The sequence below is a fragment of the Sphingomonas jejuensis genome (genome assembly GCF_011927695.1).
Taxonomy (GTDB): domain Bacteria; phylum Pseudomonadota; class Alphaproteobacteria; order Sphingomonadales; family Sphingomonadaceae; genus Sphingomonas_K; species Sphingomonas_K jejuensis.
Genome location: NZ_JAATJE010000001.1, coordinates 1,463,462 through 1,482,929 on the forward strand (window position 1 = coordinate 1,463,462; position 19,468 = coordinate 1,482,929).

At 68.4% G+C, this 19,468-nt stretch carries 17 protein-coding genes; 12 read left to right on the forward strand and 5 right to left on the reverse strand.

The window, feature by feature from the left end:
* The first annotated feature begins 85 nt into the window (after nucleotides 1-85).
* From GGR88_RS07475 to GGR88_RS07510, 8 genes are read left to right on the forward strand one after another with little or no spacing between them, the layout of a single operon-like run.
* On the forward strand, nucleotides 86-1,192 hold the full coding sequence (locus GGR88_RS07475) for an NAD-dependent epimerase/dehydratase family protein (protein ID WP_167953915.1): 1,107 nt from the start codon (nucleotides 86-88) through the stop codon (nucleotides 1,190-1,192).
* Nucleotides 1,189-2,244 (forward strand): SDR family NAD(P)-dependent oxidoreductase, encoded by a 1,056-nt coding sequence (locus GGR88_RS07480; protein ID WP_167953916.1) that lies wholly within the window; start codon nucleotides 1,189-1,191, stop codon nucleotides 2,242-2,244. The genes GGR88_RS07475 and GGR88_RS07480 overlap by 4 nt, the downstream gene beginning before the upstream one ends.
* Nucleotides 2,241-3,353 carry a glycosyltransferase family 4 protein gene (locus tag GGR88_RS07485; RefSeq protein WP_209023213.1) on the forward strand — a complete coding sequence of 371 codons (1,113 nt, stop codon included), beginning with the start codon at nucleotides 2,241-2,243 and terminating at the stop codon, nucleotides 3,351-3,353. Before GGR88_RS07480 ends, GGR88_RS07485 begins: the two co-directional genes overlap by 4 nt.
* Nucleotides 3,350-4,465 carry a CgeB family protein gene (locus GGR88_RS07490; RefSeq protein ID WP_167953917.1) on the forward strand — a complete coding sequence of 372 codons (1,116 nt, stop codon included), beginning with the start codon at nucleotides 3,350-3,352 and terminating at the stop codon, nucleotides 4,463-4,465. Before GGR88_RS07485 ends, GGR88_RS07490 begins: the two co-directional genes overlap by 4 nt.
* Nucleotides 4,462-5,550 carry a glycosyltransferase family protein gene (locus GGR88_RS07495; protein WP_167953918.1) on the forward strand — a complete coding sequence of 363 codons (1,089 nt, stop codon included), beginning with the start codon at nucleotides 4,462-4,464 and terminating at the stop codon, nucleotides 5,548-5,550. The genes GGR88_RS07490 and GGR88_RS07495 overlap by 4 nt, the downstream gene beginning before the upstream one ends.
* Nucleotides 5,547-6,632: a CgeB family protein gene (locus GGR88_RS07500; RefSeq protein WP_167953919.1), complete on the forward strand. Its 1,086-nt coding sequence runs from the start codon at nucleotides 5,547-5,549 to the stop codon at nucleotides 6,630-6,632. The genes GGR88_RS07495 and GGR88_RS07500 overlap by 4 nt, the downstream gene beginning before the upstream one ends.
* Nucleotides 6,629-7,651, forward strand: a complete 1,023-nt coding sequence (locus tag GGR88_RS07505; protein WP_245196462.1) for a UDP-glucuronic acid decarboxylase family protein — start codon at nucleotides 6,629-6,631, stop codon at nucleotides 7,649-7,651. Before GGR88_RS07500 ends, GGR88_RS07505 begins: the two co-directional genes overlap by 4 nt.
* A complete protein-coding gene (locus GGR88_RS07510) occupies nucleotides 7,648-8,748 on the forward strand; it encodes an inositol-3-phosphate synthase (protein WP_167953920.1) in 1,101 nt (366 codons plus the stop codon). Before GGR88_RS07505 ends, GGR88_RS07510 begins: the two co-directional genes overlap by 4 nt.
* Before the next feature lie 218 nt (nucleotides 8,749-8,966).
* Here GGR88_RS07510 and GGR88_RS07515 read toward each other — a convergent pair whose 3' ends face one another.
* The 5 genes from GGR88_RS07515 to GGR88_RS07535 form a co-directional block, all read right to left on the reverse strand.
* Complete coding sequence (locus GGR88_RS07515; protein ID WP_167953921.1) at nucleotides 8,967-9,590, reverse strand: PEPxxWA-CTERM sorting domain-containing protein; 624 nt, start codon at nucleotides 9,588-9,590, stop codon at nucleotides 8,967-8,969.
* A 192-nt stretch (nucleotides 9,591-9,782) separates the two neighbouring features.
* A complete protein-coding gene (pepN, locus tag GGR88_RS07520) occupies nucleotides 9,783-12,371 on the reverse strand; it encodes an aminopeptidase N (protein WP_167953922.1) in 2,589 nt (862 codons plus the stop codon).
* A gap of 65 nt (nucleotides 12,372-12,436) precedes the next feature.
* Nucleotides 12,437-13,351 (reverse strand): EamA family transporter, encoded by a 915-nt coding sequence (locus GGR88_RS07525; protein ID WP_167953923.1) that lies wholly within the window; start codon nucleotides 13,349-13,351, stop codon nucleotides 12,437-12,439.
* Nucleotides 13,348-14,349 carry a threonine aldolase family protein gene (locus tag GGR88_RS07530; RefSeq protein ID WP_167953924.1) on the reverse strand — a complete coding sequence of 334 codons (1,002 nt, stop codon included), beginning with the start codon at nucleotides 14,347-14,349 and terminating at the stop codon, nucleotides 13,348-13,350. The genes GGR88_RS07525 and GGR88_RS07530 overlap by 4 nt, the downstream gene beginning before the upstream one ends.
* A 33-nt stretch (nucleotides 14,350-14,382) precedes the next feature.
* Nucleotides 14,383-14,544, reverse strand: coding sequence for a hypothetical protein (locus GGR88_RS07535; protein ID WP_167953925.1), 162 nt, complete (start codon nucleotides 14,542-14,544; stop codon nucleotides 14,383-14,385).
* A 336-nt stretch (nucleotides 14,545-14,880) separates the two neighbouring features.
* Between GGR88_RS07535 and GGR88_RS07540 the strand changes: the two genes are divergently transcribed.
* From GGR88_RS07540 to atpD, 4 genes are all read left to right on the forward strand, one after another.
* Nucleotides 14,881-15,435 carry a F0F1 ATP synthase subunit delta gene (locus tag GGR88_RS07540; protein ID WP_167954428.1) on the forward strand — a complete coding sequence of 185 codons (555 nt, stop codon included), beginning with the start codon at nucleotides 14,881-14,883 and terminating at the stop codon, nucleotides 15,433-15,435.
* A gap of 11 nt (nucleotides 15,436-15,446) precedes the next feature.
* The gene (atpA, locus tag GGR88_RS07545) at nucleotides 15,447-16,976 is read left to right on the forward strand and encodes a F0F1 ATP synthase subunit alpha (protein ID WP_167953926.1); all 1,530 of its coding nucleotides are present in this window, start codon (nucleotides 15,447-15,449) and stop codon (nucleotides 16,974-16,976) included.
* Nucleotides 16,977-17,074: 98 nt separating this feature from the next.
* Complete coding sequence (locus GGR88_RS07550) at nucleotides 17,075-17,953, forward strand: F0F1 ATP synthase subunit gamma (RefSeq protein WP_167953927.1); 879 nt, start codon at nucleotides 17,075-17,077, stop codon at nucleotides 17,951-17,953.
* A gap of 25 nt (nucleotides 17,954-17,978) precedes the next feature.
* On the forward strand, nucleotides 17,979-19,451 hold the full coding sequence (atpD, locus tag GGR88_RS07555) for a F0F1 ATP synthase subunit beta (RefSeq protein ID WP_167953928.1): 1,473 nt from the start codon (nucleotides 17,979-17,981) through the stop codon (nucleotides 19,449-19,451).
* Nucleotides 19,452-19,468 lie beyond the last annotated feature (17 nt).

The following is a 19,468-nucleotide window of genomic DNA, read 5'->3' on the forward strand; positions in this document are numbered from 1 at the left end:
GATGCTGCTTGCCGGCATCGTTCCATCGCGGGGGGGAACAGGCGATGATTTCCATATTGACTTTCAAGAATACGGTATTTCGGGTATGAATGATACGGTGCTGATCACCGGCGGCGCCGGTTTTATCGGTCGCGCGCTGGCGAACGAACTCGGGCAGCGTGGGCACCGGGTGCGTATCCTGGACGCCCTGATCGACCAGGTTCACGGCGCCGATCCCGTGCCGCCGCCCTTCCCGGAAGGGACCGTCTTCATCCGCGGCGACGTGCGCGACCGCGCGGCCGTTGAGGACGCGCTGACCGGTGCGACCGCCGTTGTGCACCTTGCCGCAGAGGTCGGTGTCGGTCAGTCGATGTACGCGATCGAGCGCTACACCAGTGTCAACGACACCGGCACCGCCGTGCTGTTCGAAGCCATGATCGACAAGCCGATCCGCCGCGTCGTCACCGCGTCGTCGATGAGCATCTATGGCGAGGGGCTTTACGAGGACGCGGACGGCAACCCGGTCCACGACGTGAAGCGGGATCGGGCAGCCGGCGGCAGCTGGGACCCGACGGACGATCAGGGCCGTTCGCTGCGCCCCGTGCCGACGCCGGAAAGCAAGCGCCCCGCCCTCGCCTCCGTCTACGCGATCGGGAAATATGTGCAGGAGCGTCTGACGCTCACGCTGGCCGAGGCTTATGGCTATGAAGGCGTCGCGCTGAGGCTGTGGAACGTCTACGGCCCCGGCCAGGCGCTTTCCAACCCGTACACCGGCGTGCTTGCCATCTTCGCGTCGCGGATCGCGAATGGTCAGAGCCCGATGATCTTCGAGGATGGGGAGCAGCGCCGCGATTTCGTGCACGTGCGCGATGTCGCCCGCGCCTTCGCCGACGCGCTGGAAATGCCCGGCATCTCGGGCAAGGTGTTCAACATCGCCAGCGGCACCGATCGCAGCGTCAGCGACGTGGCGACCGCGCTTGCCCGCGCGATGGGGTCCGACCTCACCGCGCGCGTGACGGGTGAAGGGCGCACGGGCGACATCCGCCACTGCATCGCCGACATCTCCGCCGCACGGAGCGCGATCGGGTTCGAGGCGCGCGAGGATTTCGATGCCGGCTTGGCCGAGCTGGCCGAATGGGTGGCGCAGCAGGAGGCGCAGGACCGGGTCGATGCCGCGCGTGACGAGCTGAAGGCCCGGGGCCTGGTGTCGTGAGCGCCGGGCGCCCCCTTCTCGTCACCGGCGGCGCAGGCTTCATCGGCTCCAACCTCGCCGACCGGCTGGCCCGCGACGGTCGCGACGTCATCGTCTACGACGCGATGCTGCGGTCCGGTGTCGAGGCGAACGCCCGCTGGCTGGCCGATCGCCACCCCGATCGCATCCGCATCACCCAGGCCGATCTGCGCGACACCGACCGGTTGAAGGCAGCGGTGGCGGAGGCGGGTGCGGTGTTCCACCTCGCTGCGCAGGTGGCGGTCACCACCAGCCTGGTCGATCCCGTCGAGGACTTTCAGGTCAACCTGGCGTCGACCTTCGCCCTGCTGGAGGCAGCGCGGGCGGAGGCCACGCCGGTGCCGGTGATCTTCGCCAGCACCAACAAGGTGTATGGCGACCTCGCCGACGTCGAGCTCGAGGCCGATGCGGAGCGCTGGTCGCCCGTCGATCCGGGCATCGCGCGGTCGGGCGTGGACGAGAACCGCCCGCTCGACTTCCACACGCCCTATGGCTGCTCCAAGGGCGCGGCCGACCAGTATGTGCTCGACTATGGCCGCAGCTACGGTGTGCCGTCCTGCGTGTTCCGGATGAGCTGCATCTACGGTCCGCGCCAGATGGGCAACGAGGAGCAGGGCTGGGTCGCGCACTTCCTTCGCGAAGCGATCGCCAGGCGCCCGATCACGCTGTTCGGCGACGGCAAGCAGGTGCGCGACGTGATGCATGTCGACAATGCGGTCGCCGCCTATGTGTCCGCGCTGTCGCGGATCGAAGGCATCAAGGGCCGCGCGTTCAACCTGGGCGGCGGGCGCGCCAATGCGGTCAGCCTGCGCCAGGTGATCGACGAAATCGGCCGTCTGGTTGGGCAAGCGCCGGAGATCCGGTTCGATGGCTGGCGGCAGGGCGACCAGCGCTGGTTCGTCGCCGATGCCCGCCGTGCCCGGCTGGCGCTCGACCTGCCGCAGCCGATGGACTGGCGACAGGGGCTTGCCGACCTTCACCGCTGGCTCGGCTCGCTGGATGCCGATGCGGGCCGCGTGGAGGTCGCCGCTTGAGCCTGGCCCGTCCGGTGCTGCGTGTGGTGATGACGGCGGATGCGGTCGGCGGGGTGTGGAGCTACGCGCTCGACCTTGCGGCCGGCCTGCGCGCTCATGGCACGGAGGTGCTGATCGCCGTGGCCGGGCCGGCGCCCTGCACGGATCAACAGTCAGCGGCGGAGCAGGCGGGCATCGCCCTGGTCACGCTGCCCGGGCCGCTCGATTGGCTCGACGCCACGCCGGCCACGCTGGAGCGCCAGGCTGCCGCCCTGGAGCGGATCGCGCGCGGCTGGAAGGCCGACCTCATCCAGCTGAACAGTCCGATTCTGGCGGCCTTCGGCACGTTCGACCGGCCGGTGCTCGGCATCTGCCATTCCGATCTGGCGACCTGGTGGTCGGCAGTGCGCGGCGACACGCCGCCGGCTGATTTCCGATGGCGGATCGACCTCACCGCGCGCGGATATCGGGCGTGCGACATGCTGGTCGCGCCGACCCACGCCTTTGCCGCCGCCACCGGCGATGCTTACGGCATCCGGCCGCAGGTCGTGCTGAACGGACGCACGGCGCGCCGGTCACTTTCGGTCGCGCGGCGCCCGGGTTCGATCCTTGCCGCCGGGCGGCTGTGGGATGCGGGCAAGGGCATGGCCGTGCTCGATGCCGCGGCCGCCAGCATGTCGGCGCCGGTCGCGGCTGCCGGCCCGGTGAAGGGCCCGGGCGGCGACGGCGTGGTGCTGTCCCATGTGCAGGCGCTCGGCCGGCTCGCCGGGGACGATCTTGCCGCCCGCATGGCCGAAACCGACATCTTCGTGTCCCCGGCGCTCTACGAGCCGTTCGGCCTCGCCGTGCTTGAGTCCGCGCAGTGCGGTGCCGCGCTGGTGCTGTCGGGGATCGAGGGGCACCGCGAGTTGTGGATGGATGCGGCGCTGTTCGTGCCGCCGGGCGACGCCGCTGCGCTGGCAGAGGCGCTCGACGCCCTCGCCGCCGATCCGGCCGAGGCGCGTGCGCTCGGGCAGCGAGCGCAGGCGCGCGCGGCCCGCTATTCGGCCGACCGGATGTCGGCGGGCATGGACGCGATCCAGCGACGGATGCTGTCCGCAGCCGCGCCGCGACTGGCGGTGGGCGCATGAGGATCCGTTACTTCACGCATTCGCTCCGCTCCTGTTGGAACCATGGCAACGCGCATTTTCTGCGCGGGCTGCTCGCCGACCTGCAGCGGCGCGGCCATGATGTCGCCGCGATTGAGCCGGCGGACAACTGGAGCCTCGCCAACCTCGCCGCCGATGCCGGCCCGGAAGGTCAGGCGGCTTTCCGCGCCGCCTATCCCGACCTCGGCACCGCCACCTATGATGTCCGGTCCTTCGACGCCGACCAAGCGATAGACGGCGCCGACCTCGTGATCGTGCACGAATGGACCGACCCGGCGGTCGTCGCCGCCATCGGCGCGGCGCGGCGGCGGGGCGGCCGGTTCCAGCTGTTCTTCCACGACACGCATCACCGCGCGGTGAGCGATCCGGACGCGATCCGCGCGTTCGACCTCGACGGATATGACGCGGTGCTCGCCTTCGGTGAAACGCTGTCGGAGGTCTATCGCCGCTGGGGCTGGGGCGACCGGGTGTTCACCTGGCACGAAGCGGCCGACACGTTCCTGTTCCGCCCGCCGCTGGCCGATGTGGCGCGCGACGGCACCATCTGGATCGGCAACTGGGGCGATGGGGAGCGCACGGCCGAGCTCGAGGAGTTCCTGCTGGCCCCGACTCGGGACGTCGGCATCCCGCTCGACATCCACGGCGTGCGCTATCCCGCAGAAGCGCTGCTGCTGCTCGATCGGTATGACGCCCGGTATCGCGGCTGGATCGCGAATGCGGCGGCACCGGCGGCCTATGCCCGCCACCTTCTGACCGTGCATGTGCCGCGCCGCTTCTACACGCAGCTGCTGCCGGGCATCCCCACCATCCGCGTGTTCGAGGCCTTGGCCTGCGGCATCCCGCTCGTCTCCGCGCCGTGGGATGACGCCGAAGGGCTGTTCCGCCCCGGCGATTATCTGAAGGCGACGGACGGGGACGCGATGCGCGGCCACCTGCGCGACCTCGTCGCCGACCCAGCGCTCGCCGCCGATCTCGCCCGGCGTGGGCGGGAGACGATCGAGGCGCGTCACAGCTGCGCCCACCGTGCCGACGAGCTGCTCGCCATCTCGCGCCAGATCGACGCCACCCGTTCGACGAAGAGGACCGCGGCGTGAGGATCGCCTTTTACGGATCGAGCCTGCTGTCCGCCTATTGGAACGGCGCGGCCACCTATTATCGCGGCATCCTGAGCGCGCTCGCCGCGCACGGCCACGATGTGGCGTTCTACGAGCCGGACGCATTCGACCGGCAGCAGAACCGCGACATCGATCCACCCGAATGGGCGCGGGTCGTCGTCTACGACGCCACGCCATCGGCACTGGCCGCGGTGATCGAGGAAGCCGCACGCGCGGACGTCGTGGTGAAGGCAAGCGGGGTCGGCGTGTTCGACACCGAGCTGCTTGCCGTGTGGGATCACGCGCCCGACCACGCGCTTCGCATCTTCTGGGACGTCGATGCGCCCGCCACGCTGGCGGAGCTTGCGGCGGACCCGGGTCATCCGCTCCGCCGCCGCCTCCCCTCGCTCGACCATGTGCTGACCTATGGCGGGGGGCCGCCGGTCGTGTCGCAGTACGAGGCGATGGGCGCACGCTCGTGCATCCCGATCTACAACGGGCTGGATCCCGCCACCCACCACCCGGCCGTTGCAGATGCCCGCTTTGCGGTCGACCTCGGCTTCCTCGCCAATCGCCTGCCCGACCGGGAAGCGCGCGTGGACGAGTTCTTCCTGCGCCCGGCGGCGCTCTTGCCCGAACGCCGCTTCGGCATCGGCGGGTCTGGCTGGCACGACAAGGCGATGCCGGCAAACGTCACCCGCGTCGGCCATGTCGGCACGGCGGACCACAACGCGTTCAACTGTTCGGCGCTCGCCGTCCTCAACGTGGCGCGCGAGGACATGGCCGCGCTCGGCTTCTCTCCGGCGACCCGCGTGTTCGAGGCCGCCGGCGCGGGCGCGTGCCTGATCAGCGATGCGTGGGAAGGCATCGATCAGTTCCTGGCGCCCTACACGGAGATCCTGGTGGCGCGTGACGGGCAGGACGTCGCCGACCATCTGGCCGCGCTGACGCCGGAGCGCGCGCGGGCCATCGGAGACGCGGCGCGCGCCCGCGTGCTCCGCGACCATTGCTACAGCGACCGTGCGGTCACCGTCGACGCGCTGTTCCGCGAGGGGCTGGCGATCAAGCGGGCGCGCGCGGCATGAAGCTGGTGGTGATCGGCCTCAGCCTGTCCTCGTCCTGGGGAAACGGGCATGCGACCACCTGGCGTGCGCTGCTTCAAGCCTTTGCCGCGCGCGGGCATGATGTGGTGTTCCTGGAACGGGACGTGCCCTGGTATTCGGGCGCGAACCGCGATCTGGCCGATCCGGATTTCTGCCGCCTCGCCTTTTATCAGAGCCTCGACGATCTGGAGCGGTTTCGGGACGAGGTGAGCGGAGCGGACGCGGTGATCGTCGGCTCCTATGTGCCGGACGGCATCGAAGTCGGCCGCCTGGCGCAGCAATGGGCGGCAGGAGCCGTCAGCTTCTACGATATCGACACGCCCATCACGCTGGCTGCGCTTGATCGCGGCGATTGCGCCTATCTGTCGCGCGATCAGGTGCCCGGATATGCCAACTACTTCTCCTTTTCCGGCGGACCGACGCTGCAGCGGATCGAGGAGCAGTTCGGCTCCCCCAACGCGGCTGCGCTTTATTGTTCGGTCGACACCGACAGCTACCGTCCCGTGGACGTGCCGAGCCGCTGGGATCTCGGCTATCTCGGCACCTACAGCCCGGATCGGCAGCCGACGCTCGATGCGCTCCTGATCGAACCTGCCCGCGCCGCGCCGGAGCTGCGGTTCGTCGTGGCGGGGCCGCAATACCCCGACGACATCGACTGGCCCGAAAATGTCGAACGCATCGACCATCTGGCGCCGGCCGATCATCCCGAATTCTACTCGTCATGCCGGTTCCAGCTGAACGTGACCCGTGCCGACATGATCGCCGCCGGCTACAGTCCCAGCGTCCGGTTGTTCGAAGCCGCGGCCTGCGGGGCGGCGCTTCTGTCCGACCGCTGGCTCGGCCTCGACACGCTGCTTGCCACGGACGACGAAATCATCCTGCCGGACGACGGTGCTGCGGTGCTCGACCTGTTGAGGACCATGCCGGAGGAGCGGCGACACGCGCTTGGTGCGGCTGCGCGCCGCCGCATCCTCGCCGAACACACCGCCGCCCATCGTGCCGAAAGCCTGGAACAGGCGCTCGTCACGGCGGGACCGGCAACGCGGAACAGCAGGGCCGCATGAGCAAGACGATTGGAGACGGATCGATGACGGGTGGCGGCAAGCGGGTACTGGTGGCCGGGGGCGCCGGCTTCATCGGGTCGCACCTGACGGAAGCGCTGCTGGCCGAGGGGTGTGAGGTGGTCGTTCTCGACAATCTCCAGACCGGCTCCATGGACAATCTGCGAACGGCAATCGGCCATCCGCGATGCACGTTCGTGGAGGCCGACATCGTGCAGCCGCTGCCGTCATCGCTCTCCGCCGGGCGGTTCGACGAGATCTACAATCTGGCCTGCGCCGCCTCTCCGCCGGCCTATCAGGCGGACCCCGAACACACGATGATGACCAGCGTGGTCGGCACCGCGCACCTGCTGCGCCTGGCCGCGCGAACAGGCGCACGTTTCCTGCTGACCTCCACCAGCGAGATCTACGGCGACCCGGAAGTCCATCCGCAGCACGAGGATTACCGCGGCAACGTCAATCCGATCGGCCCGCGTGCCTGCTATGACGAAGGCAAGCGCGCGGCCGAGACGCTGGCGTTCGATTATGACCGGGCCGGGCGGGCGACCGTACGCGTGGCGCGCATCTTCAACACCTATGGCCCGCGCCTGTCGCCGGACGACGGCCGGGTCGTGTCCAACTTCGTCGCGCAGGCGCTCTCGGGCGCGTCCATCACCGTATATGGCGATGGTTCGCAGACGCGGTCCTTCTGTTATGTGAGTGACATGGTGACAGGCCTTCTGACGTTGATGCGGCATGACGGGCCGCAACCCGGCCCCATCAACCTCGGCAACCCGCGCGAGCTTCGCATCCTCGACCTGGTGGAGGAGATCGGCCGCATCGTGCCCAGCACCGCGCCGGTGGTCGGGCGTCCGCTCCCGATCGACGATCCGCGCCGCCGCCGCCCGGACATCGCCAAGGCCAAGCAGATCCTGGGCTGGGAGCCCCGTGTCTCGCTGGAGGAAGGCTTGCGGCAGACGGTTGCCTGGTTCTCCGCCCGGCCCGCGGCGGCAGCCATGCCGCGCCTGGCGGTGGCATCATGAGCGCATCCACCATCGATGTCGGGATCGTCGGGATCGGCAACTGCGCCAGTTCTCTGGTGCAGGGCCTGACCTATTACGGCGAGGATCTCGCGAACGAGCCGATCGGCCTCGGTCATGTCGAAATGGGCGGATGGCGCGCCGAACAGATCCGCGTGGTGTCCGCCTGGGACGTCGACACCCGCAAGGTCGGGCGCGACGTGGCGGACGCCATCTTCGCGGCACCCAACTGCACCGCCCGCTTCGCCGATCATGTACCGGCGACCGGCACCGCCGTGGAGATGGGCGCCGTCCTTGATGGATGGTCCGACCATATGGCGACGGCACCCGTCGACCGCCGCTTCGACGTCGCCGACCTGCCGCAGCCGAGCGCCGACGATGTCGTCCGCACGCTGGAGACCACCGGCACGGAAGTGCTGATCAATTACCTGCCTGTCGGCAGCCAGCGCGCGACCGAGTTCTACGCGGAGGCCGCACTCCGCGCCGGTACCGCGTTCGTCAACGCCATGCCGGTCTTCATCGCCAGCGATCCGGCCTGGGCCGGTCGCTTCCGCGATGCCGGCGTGCCGATCATCGGCGACGACATCAAGGCGCAGCTTGGCGCCACTGTCGTTCACCGCGTACTGACCGACATCTTTGCCAAGCGCGGCGTTGCGCTCGACCGGACCTATCAGCTGAACACCGGCGGCAACACCGACTTCCTCAACATGCTCAACCGCGATCGGCTGGCGTCGAAAAAGCTGTCGAAGACGGAAGCGGTGCAGTCGGTCGCGCATCAGCGTCTGGATGCGGAGAACATCCACATCGGCCCGTCGGACTACGTCCCGTGGCAGAACGACAACAAGATCGCCTATCTGCGGATGGAAGGGCGCCTGTTCGGCGGCGTGCCGATGAACCTGGAACTGCGCCTGTCGGTGGAAGACAGCCCCAACAGCGCCGGCGTGGCCATCGACATGATCCGCGCGGCCCGCATCGCGCGCGATCGCGGTCTCGGCGGCCCCGTGCTCGCGCCGGCTGCCGCCTTCTGCAAGCATCCGCCTGAGCAGATGTCCGACAGCGATGCGCATGCTGCGCTGGAGCGCTTCATCGCCGGCGCATAGGGGGAACTGGTGCTGCAGCCCTGCTGAGCGTTGCCAACGGCTGGCCACCGACTCGAGTAACGCCCGCCGCCGAAATCCCCGGGGTTGCCGGCGACGAGTCGGGCCGACCAAGCTGACCAGATCGTTGCGGGTTCAGCGACTTATCAGGACCCGCAATAACAAAGGGGCGCTGCCGGTCTTCCGACCAGCAGCGCCCCCTTTGACGATCAGAAGATCGCTTAGGCGGTGACGACCGTCTGGCGACGGCGACGCAGGCTGGCGCCCACGATGCCGAAGCCGGCAATCATCATGCCCCAGGTCGCCGGCTCGGGGACCGAGACCGCGATGTTGTCGACTTCCAGCGAGTTCTGGCTCGACGCGAAGCTGATGCTCTGGATCAGCTGACCCTGACCGTTGAACGCGAAGCGCGCGTTCAGGATCGGGCTGCTCTGGCTGCCGTTCGCCGGGTTGGCGATCTGCGAGCCGGTGAACGACTGCGACCCACCGCCCACGAAGTTGAGGGTGATCGTGTTGTACGTGTCGACCGAACCGATATCGAGGTAGACGATACCGGTGCCCTGGCCCAGGCTGAGCGTCGAAACGTTGGCAGACCCGTTGGTCAGCACGGACAGGTAGGTGGTGCCGTCACCGCCGAAGATCGCGCCGCCGTTCGAGTTGCTGCCCGACTGGAAGATGAAGCCGCCACCGGTCACCTGAGCCTGCGCGCCCGCGGTGTTGAAGTCGTTGATCAGCTGCTGGCCCAAGCCGAGCGCGCCCGGCGTGCCGACAGGGTACACGACGGCGGCATTGGCCGACGTCGCGGCGCCGAGCGCGAGCGCACCGGCGAGAATGATGTTACGCATGAAATTTCCCCTTGCTCGCGAATTCCAGCGTGACCCTGAGCAAGGCCAAGCCAGCCGTCCCCCAAAAGACGTAGCCATCTTCTACCAGAGTCGGGGGTCGAAGGAATTGCAGGTTTTTACCCTTTCTTAACCTTAATGAGCAGCCAGGGTCCCAAAACCGAACAACACCCTGCGCAAGTGAATCCATCGAAATCAGTCGATGCTGCGGAACACCTGCTCATAAAGATCGCGCGACAGGCCCGGGGTGCGCAACATTCGTTCGAGCTGCGCGCGCATGGCGGCAGCACGTGCTTCTCCGAAGCGGCGCCAGCGGCCAAGTGGCGGAACCAGCCGAGCCGCCGTTTGCGGGTTCAAGCGGTCGAGCTGGAGGATCTGGTCCGCGAGGAACCGGTATCCGGCTCCCCCGTCATCATGCAGCGCCAGCTGATTCGCGCCGAAGCCGCCGATCAGCGCCCGCGCCCGATTCGGATTGGCCAGCGTGAAGTCCGGATCCCGGCTGAGTCGCACAACCGTCTCGAGCGTGTCCGATCGCGACGATCCGGCCTGCACGCCGAACCACTTGTCGAGGACCAGCGGCGATCCGCCATGCCGCACGCGGAACGCGTCCAGCGCCGTCTCCCGCTCCGCAGCGTCGCTGCCGACCAGTGCCGACAGGGCGGAGAAGCGATCCGTCATGTTGTCCGCACGCTGGAACTGATCGAGCGCGCGCGCGGCCGCATCCGTGTCTCTGGCTGCCAGCAGATAGGCGAGCGCAACCCCGCGCAGCCGTCGTCTGCCCTTGGCCTCTGGCGTGTAGGCGAAGGGCTGATTCGCCCCCCGCTCCTGCCGCTCCCGCCAAGCGGCCAGGTGCGCGCGGCCGATGCGGGCGCGCAGCCATTCGCGCGCGTCGTGGATCGCAAGCGGCTCCACCACCAGCATCTGGTCGCCGATGAAGCTCTCGCTCGGCAGCAGCGCGGCTTCCGCCACGAAGGCGTCGTCCAGGGCCGGATCGGCAAGCATGGCGCCGACCGCATCGACCGCGGCGTCGGCCGCCCCGCCAGCGTCGCCGCTCGCCACCCGGTCCACGAGCGCTTCCAGCATCAGGCCCTGCACGGCTTCGTACCGCGCAAACGGATCGTCGTCGTGCGCCGCCAGGAAGGCGAGCTCGTCCGTCGCGCGATCGGCGACCAGGACGATGGGGGCGCTGAAGCCGCGGTTGATGGAAAGCGCGACGTCGCCGGGTGCGCGGCCCAGCGCGACCGTTGCCTCCGCATCCTCCAGCAGAACGAGCTGCTCCGCCAATCGTGCGCCGCTCGCACGATCGAACAGGGCGGTCCGGAGCGGGATCGGCACCGGGCTCTTGTCCGGCTGCCCCGGCGTCGGCGGCGTGCTCTGCCGAAGCGCGAGCGAGACGGTCCCATCCTCAACCCGCGCGATCCGGGCTTCCACCCGCGGCGTTCCCGCCTGCCCGTACCAGCGGCGGAAGGCGGTGAGGTCGACCTGTGCCCCGACCTCCATGGCGACTACGAAGTCTTCGCAGGTGGCGGCCTCGCCATCATGCCGTTCGAAGTAAAGGTCGCTGCCCTGCCGGAAGCGTCCCGGACCCACCAGGGTGTGGATCATGCGGATCAGCTCGGCGCCCTTGTTGTAGATCGTCGCCGTGTAGAAGTTCGAGATCTCCATGTAGCTTTCGGGCCGCACGGGGTGCGCGAGCGGTCCCGCGTCTTCCGGAAACTGCGTGGCGCGGAGCGCCCGCACATCCTCGATCCGGCGCACCGCAGGCGAGCCGAGATCGGCGGAGAAGCCCTGGTCGCGAAAGACGGTGAAGCCTTCCTTCAGCGACAGCTGGAACCAGTCGCGGCAGGTGACGCGATTGCCCGACCAGTTGTGGAAATATTCGTGCGCCACAACCGCTGCGATGCCGTCATAATCGCTGTCGGTGGCTTCATCCGGATCGGCAAGGATGTAGCGCGTGTTGAAGATGTTTAGCCCCTTGTTCTCCATCGCGCCGAAATTGAAATCGTTGACGGCGACGATGTTGAAGATGCCGAGGTCATATTCGCGCCCGTACACCCGCTCGTCCCACGCCATCGACAGCTTCAGCGACTCCATCGCGTGCGCCGTGCGGGGACGATCCTCGGCCCGTGTCCAGATGCCCAGCTGGACGGTCCGGCCGGATGCGGTGGTGAAGCTGTCGCGCCGTTCGGCAAGGTCTCCGGCAACCGCCGCGAAGAGGTAGCTCGGCTTCGGAAAGGGATCGTGCCACTCGGCAAAGTGGCGGCCGTCGTCCAGGTCGCCCGACCCGACAAGATCGCCGTTGGACAGCAGCACGGGGTAGCGCGCCTTGTCCGCCACCAGCCGCACGCGGTAGCGGGACAGCACGTCCGGCCGGTCGGGGAAGAACGTGATGCGGCGAAAGCCTTCGGCCTCACACTGCGTGCAGAGCAGCCCGCCCGACGCATACAGGCCCATCAGCTGCGTGTTCGTCTGCGGCGACAGCGCGACTTCGGTCTCGACCACATGCGCGTCGCCGGGCAGATCGAGGACAAGCGCCCCGCCATCCAGCCGCCACGCCTCCGTCGCCTGTCCGTCGACCCGGACGGCAACCGGCACCAGGCCGTCGCCGTCCAGCACCAGCGGCGCCGGGGCCTGCCGCCGCACCTCCAGCCGCGCCCGCACGACCGTCCGCTCGGCACCAAGGTCGAAGTCGAGTGCAACGTCGGGCACGATCCAGTCGGGCTGGCGATAATCCTCCCGCCGGATGGTCTTGGGCGGGGCGGCGGGGCTGGTGCGGGTGTCCATCCACCTGCTCTATGCGGCGGCGACGCAGCCCACAACGCCGACATACCGATCCCGCGCGACGCGTCTCATCGCCGGGCGAGCGCGACCAGCAATCCTCCCAGGGCAAGCGCGCACCCCGCCGCCGCGGTGGGTGTCCAGCGATAGCCTTCGAAGATCGTGGAGAGGGCCATCGCGATGACCGGCACCAGCACGCTCGAATAGGCCGCGCGCGCGGGCCCGAGCTGCCGCAACAGGCCATAGTAGAGGACGAAGGCCAGGGCCGAGGCTGCCACGGCAAGGTACAAGAGCCCTGCCACATAGCCCAGCCGCGGCTCGACAACGGGCGGTCCGTGAAGGATCGCCGCCATCACGATGTTGACGATCGCGCCCGATCCCATGGCGAAGGCGAGCAGTGTCGAGGCCGGGATCCGGCGGGCGCGCTCGGTCGCCTGCATGACATTTGCAGCCGATGCGGACAGCACCCCTGCCATCGTCAGGCCGATGCCGATGGCGACCTGCCCGGCGCCCTCCCCCGCCTCCCCCAGTTCATGCGCGAACAACAAGGCGATGCCGCAGATCGCCAGCGCCGATCCGAGCAGGAAGGGGCGCGAGAGCCGCTGGCCCAGGAAGGTTCGTGCCAGCACCGCGTTGGGGACGAGCAGCAGCGCGAACACGACCGCCACCAGCCCGGACGTGACATGATGTTCGGCCGCATAGACGAAGTGGAAGTTCATCACGAACTGGAACACGCCGACCGCGGCGACGAAGGGCATGTCGTGGCGGGCGATCTTCAGCGACTTGCCGGTGATCAGCGACCAGGCGAACAGCGCCGCCGAGGCAAGCGCGAAGCGGTAGGCGATCGACCAGGCCGGCGGCACCACGCTCAGCTGGTCGCGGATGACGATCCAGGTCGACCCCCAGATCAGCGTCACCAGCGCAAACGGCACCAGCACCCGCCACCGGGCGGCCGGCGGAACGGTTTCGGTCCCCGGCGGCGTCACAGCCGCGCCAGTGCGCCTGCGAGTGCTGCAACCTCCGCGTCCGGCTGATCCCAGCTGGTGACGAAGCGCACCTCGCCCTCCGCCCAGTCATAGAAGTCAAAGCCCTGGGCGCGCAGCGTCTCGGCCTCCGCCGGCGTCATCCGCAGGAACAGCTCGTTGGCCTCCACCGCATGAATGAGGCGCGCCGGGGCCGCGTCGGCGATGCGGCGGGCGGCTCCGTTGGCGGCGCGGGCCGCGTCCAACCAGCGATCTTCCGCCAGCATCGCGATGATCTGTGCGGCCATGAAACGCCCCTTGGACAGCAGGTGCCCGGCACGCTTCCTCCGCTCCGGCACCCCGGCGACCAGCTCGGGCCGGAAGAACACAAGCGCCTCGGCAGACAAGCCGCCATTCTTCACGAAGCCGAAGCTCAACACGTCGACGCCGCCATCGCAGCTGATGGCCGCGGGCGAACAGCCAAGGTGGGCGACCGCGTTGGCGAAGCGCGCACCATCCATGTGGAAGCCGAGGCCCCGTTCGCGCGCGAGCGCGCCGAGCGCCGCCACCTCGTCGGGCGTGTAGACGCGGCCATATTCGGTGGCGTTGGTGATGGACAGCGCGCGCGGCTGCACGCGGTGGACGTCGTTGGCGATTGCATCGAGCACGCGGGAGACGCCTGCCGGGGTCAGCTTCGCACCGTCGCCGTCGCCCAGGTGGAGCTTGGCACCGTGCGTGAAGAACTCGGGCGCGCCGCATTCGTCGTTCTGGATATGCGCGTCGCGGTGACAGACGGTGCCGGCATAAGGCGGCACCAGCGCCGCCAGCGCGAGCGCGTTCGCCGCGGTTCCCGTCGCCACCCAGAGCACCCGGCACTCCCGCCCGAACAGATCGGAGAAGCGCGCGTCGAGCGAGCGGCTGAGCGCGTCGCCGTCATAGGCGGTGTCAACCCGGTTGGCCGCGGCAAGCGCCTCCAGCACGGCCGGGTGAACGGAGGCGGCATTGTCTGAAAAGAAGCGCATGGTCAGGCCCCTTGGACGGCACCTGACGGGGCGTCAACGGCGTGCGGGAACGGCCTTGGCGGCATCGGCCCGCGGCGCTTCCGGGTTGACCCGTTCGCGGCCCCAGAAGCCATCTCCGAAGACAGCGCTTGCGGCGTCCCTCAGCGCGGCAGGCTGCGGCGCCGCGGCCGGGGCCCGGTTGTCGTTGTCGAACATCGTGGAACTCTCACCCTGTGCGTCGCGCCCGGCGCGACAGCATTGAACCGGAACGTCTCGTCAGCCGCGACAGCGGCCTACGGTAAGTCGCCACATTCGGCGTACCGGCATCGCCGGCATCGGGTGGATGGGTTTGGTCACGCACGATCCTCTACACCAACATGCGGGCTTCGTCGCCCGGCTTCTGTCTTTGCCAAACGAAAGCCCTGCTTTCCCGTTCCGGCACGCGCTTGCATCGGCGGGGGGCCGATGCTAACCGGCCGGCACCTGACGCGGGGTGCCCCAAGGGCGCCCCTTTCTCGCGTCATCATGACCTGTCTGGAGGACATTGGGCGCGTGGAGATTTCCGGCGGCATCGAGGCAAGCCTTGGCGGCCGCTACGCGTCCGCTCTTTTCCAGCTGGCACGCGACGATCGCCAGCTCCAATCCGTCGAGGACAGCCTTGCCCGCGTGGCGGACACGCTGGCGAACTCGCCCGAGTTCCGGCAGCTGACCGCCAATCCGGTGCTGTCGCGCAAGGACGCGTCGGCCGGCATCGCCGCCGTTGCCGGATCGCTGGGGCTCGACCCGCTCACCACCCGCTTCCTGGGCGTGCTCGCCGCCAACCGGCGCCTCAACCAGCTTCCGCAGGTGATCCGCGCCTTCCGGACGCTGGCCGCCAACCACCGCGGCGAGACCACGGCGGAAGTCACCTCCGCTCACCCGCTCGACGACGGGCAGGTCGCCGCGCTGAAGCAGCAGCTGCGCCAGCGGGTCGGCCGCGACGTTGCGCTTCATACCCATGTTGACCCGTCGATCCTGGGCGGCCTCGTCGTCCGGATCGGATCGCAGATGATCGACTCGTCGATCCGCACCCGATTGAACTCTCTCGCGCACGCGATGAAAGGCTAAGGCAGAAGAAGATGGACATTCGCGCCGCAGAAATCTCCCGCGTCATCAAGGACCAGATCGCCAGCTTCGGCACGGAGGCCGAGGTCTCCGAAACCGGACAGGTGCTGTCCGTTGGTGACGGCATCGCGCGCATCCACGGCCTCGACAACGTCCAGGCGGGCGAGATGGTCGAATTCGGCGACGGCATCCAGGGCATGGCCCTGAACCTCGAAGCCGACAATGTCGGCGTCGTGATCTTCGGCTCGGACAGCCAGATCAAGGAAGGCGACACCGTCAAGCGGACCGGCACCATCGTGGACGTGCCCGTCGGCAAGGGCCTGCTGGGCCGCGTGGTGGACGGCCTCGGCAACCCGATCGACGGCAAGGGCCCGATCGTCGCCGAGAAGCGCAGCCGCGTCGAGGTGAAGGCGCCCGGCATCATCCCGCGCAAGTCGGTGCACGAGCCCGTGCAGACCGGCCTGAAGGCGCTGGACGCCCTCGTCCCGGTCGGCCGCGGCCAGCGCGAGCTGATCATCGGCGATCGCCAGACCGGCAAGTCCGCCGTCGCGATCGACGCCTTCATCAACCAGAAGCAGGCCAACGCCGGCACCGACGAGAACCAGAAGCTCTACTGCGTCTATGTCGCGGTCGGTCAGAAGCGTTCCACGGTCGCGCAGCTCGTCCGCACGCTCGAAGAGCAGGGCGCGATGGAATATTCCATCGTCGTCGCCGCCACCGCGTCGGACCCCGCCCCCTTGCAGTTCCTGGCGCCCTACACCGGCTGCGCGATGGGCGAGTATTTCCGCGACAACGGCATGCACGCGCTGATCGTCTATGACGACCTGTCGAAGCAGGCGGTCGCCTATCGCCAGATGTCGCTGCTGCTGCGCCGTCCGCCGGGCCGCGAAGCCTATCCGGGCGACGTGTTCTACCTGCACAGCCGCCTGCTGGAGCGTGCGGCGAAGATGAACGACGCCAACGGCAACGGCTCGCTCACTGCGCTGCCGATCATCGAGACGCAGGCGGGCGACGTGTCGGCCTACATCCCGACCAACGTCATCTCGATCACCGACGGCCAGATCTTCCTCGAAACCGACCTGTTCTTCGCGGGCGTCCGCCCGGCGATCAACGTCGGCCTTTCGGTGTCGCGCGTCGGATCGGCCGCGCAGACCAAGGCGATGAAGAAGGTCGCGGGCTCCATCAAGCTGGAGCTGGCGCAGTATCGCGAGATGGCGGCGTTCGCGCAGTTCGGGTCGGACCTGGACGCGTCGACGCAGCGCCTGCTCAACCGCGGCGCGCGGCTGACCGAGCTGCTGAAGCAGCCGCAGTTCAGCCCGATGCCGTTCGAGGAGCAGGTCGCGTCGATCTTCGCGGGCACCAACGGCTATCTCGACAAGGTGCCGGTGGCCGACGTCGTCCGCTACGAGGCGGCGATGCTCAGCCACATGCGCTCCAACGCGTCCGACGTGCTGGCGGAGATCCGCACCACCAAGGACCTGGGCGACGCGACCAAGCAGAAGCTGAAGGACGCGCTGGACGCGTTCGGCAAGAGCTTCGCGTAATCGCCGCTGATGCGCTCCCTTCCCCGTTCGCACCGCGCACCGTCGAGCATCGCGTCTCGACGGCGTCCGGCGCGAACGGAGGGCTAGAACGGTAAGACATGGCCTCTCTGAAGACCCTCAAGCTCCGCATCGGCTCCGTGAAGTCGACGCAGAAGATCACCAAGGCGATGAAGATGGTCGCCGCGGCGAAGCTGCGCCGTGCGCAGGAGGCGGCGATCGCCGGCCGTCCCTATGCCGAGCGGCTGGAGCAGGTCATGGCCTCGCTCGCCTCCAAGGTCGCGATCGGCCCGTCCTCCCCCCGGCTTCTTGCCGGAACGGGCAAGAACGACCGCCACCTGCTGGTGGTCGCCACGTCGGAGCGCGGCCTGGCCGGCGCGTTCAACTCCAACATCGTTCGCGCAGCGCGCCGCAAGGCCGACGAGCTGATCGCCCAGGGCAAGAGCGTCCAGTTCTACCTGGTTGGCCGCAAGGGACGCCCGATCAACCGCTTCTTCCCGAAGATGATCGCCGGCGAGCATGACATGTCGGAGGTGAAGACCGTGTCCTTCGCCGACGCCAAGGCGGTCACCGACGACATCATCCGCCGCTACGAAGCAGGCGAGTTCGACGTCGCGCACCTGTTCTACGCCAAGTTCCAGTCTGCGCTGGTACAGACGCCGACGGTGAAGCAGATCATCCCGGTGCCGCTGGCCGCCGGCGGTGCCGCGACGACGGGCGCGTCGGCCGTCGTCGACTATGAGCCGGACGAGGAGCAGATCCTGGCCGACCTGCTGCCCCGCAACGTCGCCATCCAGATCTTCGGCGCGCTGCTTGAGAATGCGGCGTCCGAGCAGGGATCGCGCATGACCGCGATGGACAACGCCACGCGCAATGCCGGCGACATGATCAAGCGCCTGTCGATCCAGTACAACCGCGCGCGCCAGGCCGCGATCACCACCGAACTCGTTGAAATCATCTCGGGCGCGGAAGCGCTCTGACAATCGTCTGACCGAGGAACGAAACATGGCAACTGTCGCCGAAGACCGCCCGACCCAGGGCCTCACCAACAATGTCGGCCGCATCGCGCAGGTGATCGGCGCGGTTGTCGACGTGTCGTTCGAATCGTCGCTGCCGGCGATCCTGTCGGCGCTGGAAACGGACAACAACGGCAACCGCCTGGTGCTCGAGGTTGCGCAGCACCTGGGCGAGAACATGGTCCGCACCATCGCGATGGATTCGACGGAGGGCCTGACCCGCGGCCAGCGCGTCGTGGACACCGGCGACCAGATCCGCGTGCCGGTCGGCCCGCAGACGCTGGGCCGCATCCTGAACGTGGTCGGTGAGCCGATCGACGAGCGCGGCCCGGTGAACGCCACCGCCACCGCCCCCATTCACGCCAAGGCGCCGGACTTCATCGACCAGTCGACCGAGAGCGCGATCCTGGTCACCGGCATCAAGGTCATCGACCTGCTCGCGCCCTATGCGCGCGGCGGCAAGATCGGCCTGTTCGGCGGCGCGGGCGTCGGCAAGACCGTGCTCATCCAGGAACTGATCAACAACATCGCCAAGGGTCATGGCGGCGTGTCCGTCTTCGCCGGCGTGGGTGAGCGCACCCGCGAGGGCAACGACCTTTATCACGAGTTCCTGGACGCGGGCGTGATCGCCAAGGACGCGGACGGCAACCCGACGCCGGAAGGCTCCAAGGTGGCGCTGGTCTATGGCCAGATGAACGAGCCGCCGGGCGCGCGCAGCCGCGTCGCGCTGTCGGGCCTCACCATCGCCGAATATTTCCGCGACCAGGAAGGGCAGGACGTGCTCTTCTTCGTCGACAACATCTTCCGCTTCACCCAGGCGGGTTCGGAAGTGTCGGCGCTGCTCGGCCGCATCCCTTCCGCCGTGGGCTATCAGCCGACGCTCGCCACCGACATGGGTGCGCTGCAGGAGCGGATCACGTCGACCAACAAGGGCTCGATCACCTCGGTGCAGGCGATCTACGTGCCTGCCGACGACTTGACCGATCCGGCGCCGGCCACCTCCTTCGCCCACCTGGACGCGACCACCACGCTGTCGCGCGCGATCTCTGAGCTGGGCATCTACCCGGCCGTCGATCCGCTCGACTCGACCAGCCGCGTGCTGGAGCCGCGCACGGTCGGCCAGGAGCATTACGAGACCGCCCGCGCCGTTCAGTCGACGCTGCAGCGCTACAAGTCGCTGCAGGACATCATCGCCATCCTGGGCATGGACGAGCTGTCGGAAGAGGATAAGCTCACCGTCAGCCGTGCGCGCAAGATCCAGAAGTTCCTGTCGCAGCCGTTCCACGTCGCGGAGGTCTTCACCGGCATCCCCGGCAAGTTCGTGCAGCTGGAAGACACCGTCCGCTCGTTCAAGGCGGTTGTCGCCGGCGAGTATGACCACCTGCCCGAGAACGCCTTCTACATGGTCGGCGGCATCGACGAGGCGGTCGAGAAGGCCAAGAAGCTGGCCGAAGGCGCCTGATCGCCGTCCCCTGACAC

Bases quoted from the DNA above. Each gene is read 5' to 3' on its own strand.
- pepN (WP_167953922.1), bottom strand. From the start codon at position 12,371: ATGGACACCCGCACCAGCCCCGCCGCCCCGCCCAAGACCATCCGGCGG.
- atpA (WP_167953926.1), top strand. From the start codon at position 15,447: ATGGACATTCGCGCCGCAGAAATCTCCCGCGTCATCAAGGACCAGATC.
- GGR88_RS07475 (WP_167953915.1), top strand. From the start codon at position 86: ATGAATGATACGGTGCTGATCACCGGCGGCGCCGGTTTTATCGGTCGC.
- GGR88_RS07490 (WP_167953917.1), top strand. From the start codon at position 3,350: ATGAGGATCCGTTACTTCACGCATTCGCTCCGCTCCTGTTGGAACCAT.
- GGR88_RS07530 (WP_167953924.1), bottom strand. From the start codon at position 14,349: ATGCGCTTCTTTTCAGACAATGCCGCCTCCGTTCACCCGGCCGTGCTG.
- GGR88_RS07535 (WP_167953925.1), bottom strand. From the start codon at position 14,544: ATGTTCGACAACGACAACCGGGCCCCGGCCGCGGCGCCGCAGCCTGCC.
- GGR88_RS07550 (WP_167953927.1), top strand. From the start codon at position 17,075: ATGGCCTCTCTGAAGACCCTCAAGCTCCGCATCGGCTCCGTGAAGTCG.
- atpD (WP_167953928.1), top strand. From the start codon at position 17,979: ATGGCAACTGTCGCCGAAGACCGCCCGACCCAGGGCCTCACCAACAAT.
- GGR88_RS07515 (WP_167953921.1), bottom strand. From the start codon at position 9,590: ATGCGTAACATCATTCTCGCCGGTGCGCTCGCGCTCGGCGCCGCGACG.
- GGR88_RS07510 (WP_167953920.1), top strand. From the start codon at position 7,648: ATGAGCGCATCCACCATCGATGTCGGGATCGTCGGGATCGGCAACTGC.
- GGR88_RS07500 (WP_167953919.1), top strand. From the start codon at position 5,547: ATGAAGCTGGTGGTGATCGGCCTCAGCCTGTCCTCGTCCTGGGGAAAC.
- GGR88_RS07505 (WP_245196462.1), top strand. From the start codon at position 6,629: ATGAGCAAGACGATTGGAGACGGATCGATGACGGGTGGCGGCAAGCGG.